This window comes from Atrimonas thermophila (genome assembly GCF_045864955.1).
Classification (GTDB): Bacteria; Atribacterota; Atribacteria; order Atribacterales; family Thermatribacteraceae; genus Thermatribacter; species Thermatribacter velox.
In genome coordinates this window covers 1,123,378-1,134,892 of record NZ_AP028803.1, presented here as the reverse complement: position 1 = coordinate 1,134,892, position 11,515 = coordinate 1,123,378, and the positions used below count along the sequence as shown (strand labels likewise).

Genomic DNA, 11,515 nt, shown 5'->3' with positions numbered 1-11,515 from the left:
TTTTACTTTCTACGCAGCAGTGCTGGAACTTGCCCGCTTTTAGGTGTTTCGTTGTAACTGTTAAGTAAAAGCAGGAAAGAACCAACACTCTCTATGAATCCCTGACCAAAAATATTTATGGTCAATATTGACTTAACCCCTTTTAAGTTATAATATATTTTTGCTCAAAGACATACTTTGAGCAAAAAATTGATAGGAGGGGTTACACATGTCGAGGTTAAGTTTTGTCCTTCTGGTGTTTGCCTTGCTTGTAGTAATCGCTGTTCCCGCCTGGTCTCTTCAAAACATGCAAATTGATAAAGCACCTTGGGGTAGCACTGAAGATGGAACTCCTGTAGAACAATACACTTTGGTAAACCAAAACGGGATGATGGTCAAGATAATAACTCTGGGTGGAACAGTAACAGAACTATGGGTGCCAGACAAAGACGGAAACTTTGCGGACGTTGTCCTGGGTTTTGATGATGTAGCTGGATATGAAAGCCCTAATAACCCTTACTTTGGATGTATTGTTGGTCGCTACGCAAACCGTATTGCCAATGGTCAGTTTACCCTCGATGGCAGAACCTACACCCTGGTTCAGAACAATGGTCCCAACAGTCTGCATGGTGGAGTAAAGGGCTTTCATTTGAGAGTTTGGAAAGCATATCCTCTATACACCCCAGATGGTCCTGCTCTCAGGTTAAAATACTTAAGTCACGATGGTGAAGAAGGTTTTCCGGGCAACCTGAACGTAACGGTTACTTATACCTTAACCAATGACAATGCTTTACGCATAGATTATCTGGCAACAACCGATAAACCTACGGTTGTAAACCTTACCAACCATAGTTACTTCAACCTTAAAGGCGAGGGGAATGGAACCATTTTAGAACACGAGCTGATGCTTAATGCTGACCACTATACACCAACTGATGATACGCTTATCCCAACGGGGGAAATAGCACCAGTTGAAGGCACCATTTTCGATTTCAGAACTCCTCACACTATCGGAGAAAGGATTAAGGAACTTGCTGAGCCTCCGTTTAAAGGATACGACCATAATTTTGTCCTCAACAACCCGGAGGGAAAACTCATCCTTGCTGCAAAGGTGAAAGAACTAACTTCAGGCAGGATAATGGAAGTTTATACTGACCAGCCTGGTGTGCAGCTTTACTGTGGCAACTGGCTGGATGTGGTAGGGAAGGGCGGTAAATATTACGGGCAGTACTACGGCTTTTGTCTTGAAACTCAACACTATCCAGACTCTCCTAACAAGCCCAACTTCCCCTCTGTGGTGCTTCTTCCCGGGGAAACTTATAAAACCACCACTATTTACAAGTTTCTCGTAGAGTAGACCCGTGAATGTGGCACCCTGGCTGGACTTTTCAAGACTCCAGCCAGGGTGCCACCTCCCTCTTATTTACTCTTATTTCTTTCAGGTTTAACACTTACAGAAAACTTTGTTCTTTCAATCACTTTAAAATTTTGTTTCCGCGTTCTGAAGTTTGAGGTAATATAAAAACACCAACATTCCTAAAAGGAAAGGAGCAGGTATTGATGCAGAAGTTGGAAGAGCTTGAGCGGTTACTTGATGACTTTAACCCCGAGGTTCGCAGAAGTGCCTTTTTAAAAATATGTGATATGGAAAAAAGAGGGGAAATCACTTTCCAGCCCCCTTTGCCCATTTTTAATCTTCACTTCCATACCTTTTTCTCCTTTAACGCTTATGGCTATTCACCTCTCCATATTATTTACAAAGCAAAGAAAGAACGTCTTGAGATGGCAGGAAGCGTAGATTTTGACGTGCTCGATGCCATGCCCGAGTTCTTATGGGGTGGGCTTAGCATAGGCATTCGAGTGGCTTCGGGTATCGAAACCAGGATTTACCTTCCTGAATTTAAAGAGCAGGAATTAAGTTCTCCCAACGAACCTGGTGTAGCATATTATATGGGCAATGGCTTTACCAGGTTGCCAACACCCAATAGCACAGCAGAAAAGACTTTAACTCGGCTTCGTGAGATTGCCCAGAACAGAAACTTAAAGGTCATAGAAAAAATAAATGCTTATCTGCCGGAAGTAGCTATTGACTATGAAAAGGATGTGCTTCCTCTTACTCCAGGTGGTAACCCCACTGAGCGCCATATAATCAAAGCTTATGACTCAAAAGCTGAACTTGTTTTCCCCAAGCTGGAAGAAAGGATAGAATTCTGGTCACAAAAGCTTTGTGCTGAACCTCTAAAACTGAAGAGCTTAATTAACAACAAACCAGATTTTTACGACTTTCTTCGTACGAAACTGGCAAAATTTGGCGGAGTTGGGTACATTGAGCCTGACGCTGGAGATTTTCCAACTCTGAAAGAGGTCAACTCGATGATTTGGGAACTCGGAGCCATCCCTTCCTTTTCCTGGCTCGACGGTACCAGGGACGGTGAAAAAGATCCCGATTTCCTGCTTGACTTCTGCCTGGAAAAAAATATAGAAAGTATATTTCTTGTTCCCGACCGCAACTGGAACCTCGAAGATCCTGCAGAGAGGAAAACAAAAGTGGCTAATCTTTACGCCATAGTAGAAGCAGCTAAAAAGAGAGCAATGCCCATTTTCGTAGGAACCGAACTCAATAAGTACGGTCAAAAATTTGTTGATGATTTCGACTCTCCTTATCTTAAGCCCTTAGCGCCTTACTTTCGTGAAAGCGCGATGATACTCTGGGGACACACTGTCTTAGAAATGACATCCCAGCGCGGCTATAGCAGCGATTGGGCTGCCAGACATTTCTCCAACCGTTTACACAAAAATGAATTCTTTGCCAGATTAGGAAAGAGCATTCCACCAGACAAAAAAACAATTGATCAGGTAGGACAAATGAATACTCCAGAACTACTACAAAAATTTGGGAGTAAGTAACCAAGACCTGTAAGGAAAGTCTCTTTTTTGCACATAGGAAAGGTTACGAACTCCCAACTATTGTAACTTTCGAAATAATTTTCAGGTTGTCGGAAGAAAAATTACGTATTCATTGTCTTTCAATCCTTAATAATGCTGTTTCGATGATGGTTTGTAGCAATTCGGAGTAAGACATGCCACCTATGGCTGCCATTTTGGCAAGATGTCCGTCATAACACCAGCCGGGATTGGGATTAATCTCCAGAAGGCGAGGATATCCTTCTTCATCCAGCCTCCAGTCGAGCCTCACGTAATCACGACACCCAAATCTTTCAATGAGTTTAAGAGAATGCTCTACAATTAACTTCTCGATGCTCTCTGGAATTTCAGCCTTGACCGACCTTACCTTCCCATACGGAGAATCAGGGAGCCATTTGGCTTCATAGCCACATATGCGAGGCAAATCGGGAGGAAGTTCTGAATAGTCTTCCTCAGTAATTGGTAAAACAATGTAGTTGTCGGGAAGATTACCAATAATTCCCACACTCAAATCCTTGCCAGTAAGAAATTCCTCTACCAGAATAGGTTGCGTATAACCGAGCTTCTCACGTATCCATGCGATTGCCTCGACAAGTTCTTCTAAAGAAAAGCAAACACTCTTTTCAGTTATGCCAAAGCTCGAATCACCAAAGTTAGGTTTGACGATTACCGGGAAAGCAATGGGAATAGAAAATGCCATATCCTCGGGTTTTATAAAACAGGCTCTGGGCACGGGAACACCCATTTCCCTGGCTACACCTCTTACCAAAGACTTGTCGTAACAATAGGCCAGACATTGTGGTCCAGAACCGGTATAGGGTAGATCAAGCATTTCGAGTAAAGCGGGAATATGCAACTCCTTATAGGGATCATTCTTGAATCCTTCGTCACAAAAATTCAAAACCAAATCAACCTTACCCTTCAGGCCTATAAGTTCCCTAATCAACGTCCCATGGTTATCAAGAAAAGTGAAACGAAATCTCTCCAGCCTGCTTAATGCTTCTTTAAGTTGCTCTATGGTATAAAAGTCGTCCTCGTCAAAGACGGTTCCAGGTTTTAAAAAATCCTTTTGCTTGGGATCACCAAGTAAAACCACGATTTCTTTTTGAGAACGAATTAAGCCTTTCTTCTGTACACGCTTTTTCTGTTTGTTGACACGGGCAGTAACCAGAATGCGCTGTTCCATCATGCCCAAATCCTGATTCCGTGAAGACTGAGGGACAAATTCACCGTGGAAAGTTATTTCACTAAAACCTGATTTTTCAAGAAGTTCTTTCAAACTTTTCTCAGAATATAATCTTTCACTATAGAACTGGTCCACAACAACCCCTTTCTGAGCATGTATTACAATTTCTCGAGAAATGAGACGTGTCCTATCCGTAGAAAGTGACCGCTCTCTGCACACAAAATACCTTTTATCAATCCATTCCCAGGAACGAGCTTTGAAATTGTTGCGAAGGTATTCACCATCTGCTACATCAATAAAAACCTTACCCATGGGTTTTAAAACTCGCATGACTTCGCGGAGAACCAGAATATCATCCCTGATGCTTTCAAAGTAACCAAAACTGTTTCCGAGAAGCAAAACATAGTCAAAACTCTCATCAGGATAAGGTAATTTCCGAGCGTCACCTTCCTTGAAAGCTACATTAAGTCCCTCTTTTCTGGCTTGGTTCTTAGCTTTCTGAATGAGATATCTGGAGCGATCCAAAGCACAAACTCCGGTATAACCCCTTCTGGCGAGTTCCAGAGAATGTCTACCTTGACCACAACAAAGATCCAGAATAGCTGCATCAGGAGAAGGTTGCAAAATTTCCAATATCACATCAACTTCCGTTCGGGTAAGATTCGTGTCCTCGACTACATCACCGTCAGTTTTGAGGTAAACAGGCCCAAAAAGAGTTCTCCACCAATCTGGCGGAACGTGTTCTTCAAGGTTAGCAACCGGGCCTAAAAATTTAGTTTGTTTTCTGGGGCGTCCTCGATGAACACCCTTTTTAAAAGAAGCGGATTTTTGAGCCACTCCGACTGATACCACCTTTAAAAGAGATTTATTTTTGGATAATTTTAACGCTGTTTGGGCAAATGGTATCCCACCCTTTGAAAATTTTTTGATACTACAGTCTGCTTTACCATAGTTAGAGAAAAGTTTTTTGTGTTATAGTCTTGACTGAAAGGGGAGGTACTATAGGAAATGGATCTTGTAGCAGGCATAGATGTGGGCACGCAAGGAGTACGCTGTATTGCAAGTGACTTGAAGGGCAATATTGTGGCTGAAAGCAGAGAAACGATAACTCGTTCCTGGCTGGAAGGGGTGTTTTTCGAACAAGACCCTGAAGAATGGTGGGACAAAACGCTTGCCTGCCTAAGGCGATTGCTATATCGTCTTCGTCAAAAAAACAGTAATCATGCTTCGATAAAAGCATTGGCTGTGGATTCCACCTCGGGTTCAGTTATTCCGGTCGACGTAAAAGGAAGAGTCTTGAGAAGAGCAATAATGTATAACGATACCAGGGCGAAAGAGGAGGCTTTCTTGATCAATCAGTTCGCAAAAACGTTTATCGAAAACCTTGGCTACAAATTTGGAGCGTCTTTTGCCCTATCCAAAGTATTGTGGATAAAAAGAAATGAACCCTCCATTTTTGAACAAACTCGCTTTTTTATCCATCCTACAGATTTTATCAACGCCAAACTAACCGGTGAATGGGGTATTTCTGACATTTCGAACTGCCTCAAAATGGGGTATGACCTCATCAATAACTGCTGGCCAGAGTTCATTGAAAAAGATTTAGGCATTCCCCTCTGCAAGTTACCCAAAGTAGTTCCAACCGGTGAAGTCATAGGCACGGTTTCCAAAGAAGTTGCTGATGAACTCGGATTATCTCCAAAAACTCTGGTTGTAGCAGGAGCTACTGACGGTACGGCTGCTTTTTACGCTTCTGGAGCACATGGTTTAGGAGACCTTTCTTCCACCCTGGGGACGACGCTGGTCTTAAGAGGGATATCAAAATCGCTGATTAGAGACCCCCGGGGTAGAATTTACTGTCACCGCCATCCCGAAGGAATGTGGTTGCCTGGTGGTGCCAGTAATACCGGTGGAGAGTGTTTACAGAAGCTTTTCCCCGGAGAAGAGTACCGGGCTTGGGACAGAAAGGTTAGTGAAAGTGTTTCCCTACCTACCGGAATTGTTTTTTACCCACTGATGAGGGAGGGCGAAAGACTACCTTTTTCCTGTCAGGAGGCACGCTCATTTAAAATAGGCAAAGAAAATACTCAGGAAGAGCTCTATGCAGCTTGCCTTGAAGGAGTAGGCTATGTAGAGCGCTTCGCCATAGAACTTTTGGAAAGGCTTGGAGTTGATAAAGTAAAGAAGATATTCGCTTCAGGAAGCGGTGCAAAAAGTGAACTCTGGTGCAGAATCAGAGCTTCTATAAGTGGCTTACCGCTTTGTGTTCCAGCCTCAGAAGAAGCAGCAATGGGAGCCTGTGTAATCGCCAGCGCTCAGTATTGGGGAGGGATTAGCAAAGCGGTGAGAGAAATGATACGCATTGAAAAGGTTTTTGAACCGGACCCTGCTTTGCAGGAAGCGTATCAGGAAAAATATGCTTGCTTTGTCGAAGAATGCGAGAAAAGGGGGTACGCTCTTGACTGAAAAAAGATTGGAAACTGCGCTGAAAGTTGCTCACCAGGCTGGTGAATTTTTACTTTCTAAAAAGGAAGCAATTCTGACCATTGACCAAAAAAGCAGCTGGGCAGACCTGGTAACCAATGTCGACTTAGAAGCTCAGGAATTAATTATCAGTCTCTTAAAAACTTCCTTTCCAGATGACTTTTTCTTTGGGGAAGAAGGCTCTATTTCTCTGGAACACTTAAATAAAACCTGGGTCATTGACCCAATCGATGGTACAAGTAATTTCATATACAGGTTGCCTTTTTTCTCGGTTTCTATAGCTTTTTTCGAGCTTGGCGTACCAACCATCGGCATCGTTCACATACCCGAACTAAGAGAAACCTTTTGGGCTGCAAGGGGCAAAGGAGCCTACTTAAATGGCAAGAGAATTTGCATTAGCGGAAAGAAAACCCTGGATAGTGCGCTGATTGCTACTGGTTTTCCTTATGACATTGCGTTGAGAGAGAAAAGCGCTTCCCTCTACACAGAGCTTCTTCCTGCAGTTAACGATCTGAGGGCTTATGGAGCAGCTTCGATCGAACTTTGCTACGTTGCTTGTGGTCGTTTTGATGCATACTTCGAACCCCAGGTGGCTCTCTATGATATAGCTGCCTCTTTGGTTGTCTTGAGCGAAGCTGGCGGAGAGTTTAAAAGCCTTGATGGAAAAGAGTGGGAACCCACTTCCACCTCCCTTATTGCTGCAAATCACCACCTTTTACTGGAACTGCTTGAATTCCTTGCCATGAGAAAAAATAGACCCAATGGGAACCTGTAACATATGTGGTCGCAAAAGCAGACTTATAAGTGAAGTGCTTGCTTTGTGCAGGAAGTGCATCCTACAACATCCTCAGAAAGCTTTGCAAAGAGCGGACCAGGTGCACCGACTGGTCCGTAAAGAACTGGACCTTCCTGAATACCCACCACGTCAAGGCAAAGTAAGGTGTTCCCTATGCTTCCATCAATGTGCAATGCGCGATGGAGAACATGGTTACTGTGGGTTGTACGAAAACCGCAATAACCGTCTTCGATACCGTACTGGTAACCCTCAGAAGGGACTCCTGCATTGGTACTACGATTCCTTGCCAACCAATTGTGTAGCCTCATGGATTTGCCCTTATGGGAAAAAAGCAAGTTTTTCCTTACCTGATTTAAGAAAATACTACAACCTGGCTATATTCTACGGAAGTTGTTCTCTGAATTGTCTTTTTTGTCAGAACTGGCACTACCACCATCTGCTACAAAAAATGGAACCGCTATACAGCGTCAATGAATTGCTTGAGAAAGTAACCAGACAGGTGGCTTGTATCTGCTTTTTTGGAGGAGACCCTGTACCCCAACTCCACCATGCTATTGCTCTCTCCCGACTCGCAATTCAAAAAGCAGAAGCAGAACAACGTCTTCTCACTTTGCGCATTTGCTTTGAAACCTGTGGCAACATGAACGAAAACCTCCTGTTCCAGGCTTTCAAGGTTTCCGCGCATAGCGGAGGATGTATTAAGTTTGACCTCAAGGCTTTTAATGATACACTGCATCGCGTTCTTACTGGCTTCTCCAATCAGAAAACCTTGGATAATTTTGCCAGAATTGTAAATTGGCGTAAAACGCAAGGAGGAGAGGCTTTTCTTTTAACTGCAAGCACTCCTCTGATTCCAGGATACGTAGAAGAAGAGGAAGTGTATGAAATAGCCCGTTACATCGCCAATCTGGATCCTTCGATTCCCTACACCCTGCTGGCTTTTTCACCCCAATTCTATTTTTACGATTTGCCCCAGACAAGCAGAAAAACTGCTTTGCGCTGTCTGGAAGAAGCTCGAAAAGCAGGACTGGAGAGAGTAACTATAGAAAACGTGTTTCTCCTGAACTGAGAGACCAGTTGAGGCAAGAACTAAAAACCCATTCTTTTGACAAAGCGGTAACCTGGTATAAAAATTACAAACAAGGAATAAACAAACTGTGCTTTTGTTAATTATCCATTCGAAAACAAAAATTTTTTGAAAAAACTATAAAGATACAGAAACAAAAACCGATATATTAAGTAAAATACTTCTAAATAAAAAACTCAAGGGGTGAAAGACAATGCATAGTATTACTGGTAAAAGATTTAAAGTTTTAGCATGCCGCTCCATGTGGCGTGAAGTTTCTCTACTTGCTTCGCAGTCACCCAATGTGTGTGATGTTGAGTTTCTCCCTCTGGGACTTCATAACGATCCTCCGAGCTTGCGCCAGACACTTCAGGAAAAAATACACGCCACCTCACCCCAAAAAATGAGTTATCAGCAGGAAGGCCTTGAGTTTGAGTACGATTATGATGCCATTGTGCTTGCCTACGGTTTGTGCAGTAATGGTACCGAGGGACTTAGCTCAAAACGCTATCAACTGGTTATCCCGCGGGTTCACGATTGCATAAGCCTGCTCCTTGGTTCTTCAGAACTATACCACTACTACTTTGAAAAATACCGGGGAATCTACTGGTATTCGTCGGGATGGATTGAACACAGCATTCAACCCAGCAGGGAACGAAGAGAACTCATCTATCAAATTTTTAAAAATAAATTTGGTGAAGAAAACGCAGCTTTCTTAATGCAACTTGAAGATAACTGGCAAAGAGAGTATAGCAGAGCTATATACATTAGCTGGGGATTCTCCGTAGACGAGAAATACTGTCGCTTTACCCAAGAGTGTGCAGAATTTCTGGGCTGGGAATTTGAGGAGGTCAGAGGTGACACAAAGTTACTCTCTGACCTCCTGCGCGGAGCCTGGGATGAGGAAAGATTTTTAATAGTAAAGCCTGGAGAGGTAATAGAAGCAAGCGGCGACAAAAATATTTTTTGTAAAAGGTGCGTGGTTGAGTAATCAGTAAATTCATTGCTTTTGCAAAAATCCTTTAGTTACCGTTGCAGTTGCTTTCAGATATTGTCACTGTCCGAAGTTAAAAAGCACTTTGCCTCCTGAACCTTCCTCAGCTACCTGAAAAGCACTTTCGTACTCCTCGATGCTGAAACGGTGGGTAATAACCTGCTTCAAAAACTCACTATTTTGTTTTGCCAGAGCAGATACTTTTTCCCAGGTATCCCAGATTCGTCTGCCAAAAAACCCAACAATCTCCAGCTCTCTCAATACGATTTCCGGGGATAACTGCAAAGAAAGTGCTTCCTGACTGTGACCAATACACATCACTTTCGCCCCGACTCTGGTGGCAGCAATTGCCTCTTTGAGCGTTTTCACGCTACCCGAAGCTTCAATAATCACACCCAGCCCTTTCTCGAAACCCAGAGTTCCATCGAGTGTTTCTCTCAAAGAAGACTGCCGAACGTCAACACTCACATCGGCACCCAACTTTTTAGCCAGTTCCAAACGATAGGAGTTTATATCAGCGGCTACAATGCGCGAAGCACCCATAAGACGTGAAAAAGCAATTGCAAAAAGACCTATAGGGCCACAACCTATCACCAGAACTGTCTCGCCCTTCACTTCTCCTCGTTCCACTGCACGAAAGGGAATACCCATGGGTTCAAAGAGACAACCAGTTTCATAATCCACCTCTTCAGGGAGGGCAAAAACGGCTCTTTCTGAAACAGTAACATACTCTGCAAAACACCCATTGACCTGATGTCCAAAAAGGAGCATGTTCTCACAGGTATGGGCCCTTCCATTCAGGCACTGCCAACATTTACCACAAGAAATGTGGGTATCCACAGCTACTCGGTCGCCAGCTTTAAAGTGTTTGACGTTCTTGCCTACTTCCACAACAGTGCCTGAACATTCATGCCCAGGAACAAAAGGAAGCTTTTCGACCAAGGAACTTACTGGGGGCATCCAGTGAAGGATCTTTAAATCTGAGCCGCAAATAGCGCTCTTTTGAACTTTGATAAGCACTTCATTTTCGAGCGGTTCAGGAACCGGCATATCAGCAATTTCAAGACCTGGCCCTTGATGGGTTTTAAGAAGAGCTTTCATGAACATCCTCCTTCTGCAAAAGATGGAAATTAACCGAGTGAAGGGGTGGCTTCCCTTGCAACACCAAAATTACGTTTTTTGCCGACACCTCATCCATGTTTCTCACTGCTTCCCTGGTATCAGCGCCTATATGAGGTGTAGTTATCACATTAGGTAGTTCTAAGATAGGATTATCAAAGGGTGGTTCTTGAGAGAAAACGTCCAGCGCAGCACCTGCAATCCTGCCTTCTTTTAGAACGTCGTACAGTGCTTTCTCGTCAACTATCCCTCCTCTTGCAGTATTAATCAGAAAAGCCGTTCTTTTCATCAAAGCTAACCTTTCACGGTTGATTAGCTTCCTGGTTTTCTCGTTTAAAGGAAGATGCAGGGTAACAAAATCAGAGGTCTGTAAAAGCTGTTCCAGGTCGGTGTACTGGAATTGTGGGTGTGACGCAAGCTCCTGGTCAGGCACAAGGTCATATCCCAGAACCCGCATGTCCAGAGCCATTGCTTTTTTAGCCACTCTTTTCCCAATTCTTCCTGTGCCAACGACACCAAGGATTTTGCCTTCAAGTTCCATTCCCACCATTTTCCCCCATTGTTTTTTTCGCAAATCCTCGTGTAGTTGCACAACATGGCGGGTAAGCATGAACAGGAAAGCAATGGTAAGTTCAGCAACCGCATTTTCATTACTACCTGGAGCATTGGTAACCACAATACCTCTTCGGGTAGCTGCTTCAATATCTACGTTGTCCACACCTACCCCATGTTTAGAGACAACCTTTAAGTTTTTTGCTTTTTCAAAAACCCTTTCGGTAAGTAGTTCCAGGCCGAAAATAAGAGCGTCAAAGGGCGCAATCACTTCCAAAAGCTGATTTTCTGTTAAGGGATGAGGATAAGGAGGAAAAACAGGTTCTATACCGTTTTCTCGAAGAATTTCCTCTGCTTGCGAAAATTTACCAAAAGAAGCCTGGGGAGTAATAAGAACCTTTGCTTTGCTCATCA

General features: G+C 43.5%; 9 protein-coding genes. 6 read left to right on the top strand and 3 right to left on the bottom strand.

Annotated features, from left to right (window positions below; genetic code table 11):
- Positions 1-208 precede the first annotated feature (208 nt).
- Positions 209-1,336 carry an aldose epimerase family protein gene (locus ACKTT1_RS05935; RefSeq protein ID WP_412708920.1) on the top strand — a complete coding sequence of 376 codons (1,128 nt, stop codon included), beginning with the start codon at positions 209-211 and terminating at the stop codon, positions 1,334-1,336.
- A 203-nt stretch (positions 1,337-1,539) separates the two neighbouring features.
- Positions 1,540-2,886, top strand: coding sequence for a hypothetical protein (locus ACKTT1_RS05930; RefSeq protein WP_369019200.1), 1,347 nt, complete (start codon positions 1,540-1,542; stop codon positions 2,884-2,886).
- Positions 2,887-2,995: 109 nt separating this feature from the next.
- Here ACKTT1_RS05930 and ACKTT1_RS05925 read toward each other — a convergent pair whose 3' ends face one another.
- Positions 2,996-4,927, bottom strand: coding sequence for a methyltransferase domain-containing protein (locus ACKTT1_RS05925; protein WP_412708919.1), 1,932 nt, complete (start codon positions 4,925-4,927; stop codon positions 2,996-2,998).
- Between the two features lie 171 nt (positions 4,928-5,098).
- Between ACKTT1_RS05925 and ACKTT1_RS05920 the strand changes: the two genes are divergently transcribed.
- The 4 genes from ACKTT1_RS05920 to ACKTT1_RS05905 all read left to right on the top strand — a co-directional run bounded on the left by ACKTT1_RS05920 (position 5,099) and on the right by ACKTT1_RS05905 (position 9,427).
- On the top strand, positions 5,099-6,556 hold the full coding sequence (locus ACKTT1_RS05920; RefSeq protein WP_369019202.1) for an FGGY-family carbohydrate kinase: 1,458 nt from the start codon (positions 5,099-5,101) through the stop codon (positions 6,554-6,556).
- Positions 6,549-7,349, top strand: a complete 801-nt coding sequence (locus ACKTT1_RS05915; protein ID WP_369019203.1) for an inositol monophosphatase family protein — start codon at positions 6,549-6,551, stop codon at positions 7,347-7,349. The genes ACKTT1_RS05920 and ACKTT1_RS05915 overlap by 8 nt, the downstream gene beginning before the upstream one ends.
- Positions 7,336-8,439, top strand: a complete 1,104-nt coding sequence (locus ACKTT1_RS05910; protein ID WP_369019204.1) for a radical SAM protein — start codon at positions 7,336-7,338, stop codon at positions 8,437-8,439. Before ACKTT1_RS05915 ends, ACKTT1_RS05910 begins: the two co-directional genes overlap by 14 nt.
- A gap of 211 nt (positions 8,440-8,650) precedes the next feature.
- On the top strand, positions 8,651-9,427 hold the full coding sequence (locus tag ACKTT1_RS05905) for a DUF1638 domain-containing protein (protein WP_369019205.1): 777 nt from the start codon (positions 8,651-8,653) through the stop codon (positions 9,425-9,427).
- Between the two features lie 63 nt (positions 9,428-9,490).
- Here the strand turns inward: ACKTT1_RS05905 and ACKTT1_RS05900 are convergent, their stop codons facing one another.
- On the bottom strand, positions 9,491-10,531 hold the full coding sequence (locus ACKTT1_RS05900; RefSeq protein ID WP_369019206.1) for a zinc-dependent alcohol dehydrogenase: 1,041 nt from the start codon (positions 10,529-10,531) through the stop codon (positions 9,491-9,493).
- Complete coding sequence (locus ACKTT1_RS05895; RefSeq protein ID WP_369019207.1) at positions 10,515-11,513, bottom strand: phosphoglycerate dehydrogenase; 999 nt, start codon at positions 11,511-11,513, stop codon at positions 10,515-10,517. The genes ACKTT1_RS05900 and ACKTT1_RS05895 overlap by 17 nt, the downstream gene beginning before the upstream one ends.
- Positions 11,514-11,515: the final 2 nt, after the last annotated feature.

Excerpts from the sequence above, each read along its gene's own strand:
- ACKTT1_RS05935 (WP_412708920.1), top strand. The coding sequence starts at position 209 with ATGTCGAGGTTAAGTTTTGTCCTTCTGGTGTTTGCCTTGCTTGTAGTA.
- ACKTT1_RS05930 (WP_369019200.1), top strand. The coding sequence starts at position 1,540 with ATGCAGAAGTTGGAAGAGCTTGAGCGGTTACTTGATGACTTTAACCCC.
- ACKTT1_RS05920 (WP_369019202.1), top strand. The coding sequence starts at position 5,099 with ATGGATCTTGTAGCAGGCATAGATGTGGGCACGCAAGGAGTACGCTGT.
- ACKTT1_RS05910 (WP_369019204.1), top strand. The coding sequence starts at position 7,336 with ATGGGAACCTGTAACATATGTGGTCGCAAAAGCAGACTTATAAGTGAA.
- ACKTT1_RS05905 (WP_369019205.1), top strand. The coding sequence starts at position 8,651 with ATGCATAGTATTACTGGTAAAAGATTTAAAGTTTTAGCATGCCGCTCC.
- ACKTT1_RS05900 (WP_369019206.1), bottom strand. The coding sequence starts at position 10,531 with ATGAAAGCTCTTCTTAAAACCCATCAAGGGCCAGGTCTTGAAATTGCT.
- ACKTT1_RS05895 (WP_369019207.1), bottom strand. The coding sequence starts at position 11,513 with ATGAGCAAAGCAAAGGTTCTTATTACTCCCCAGGCTTCTTTTGGTAAA.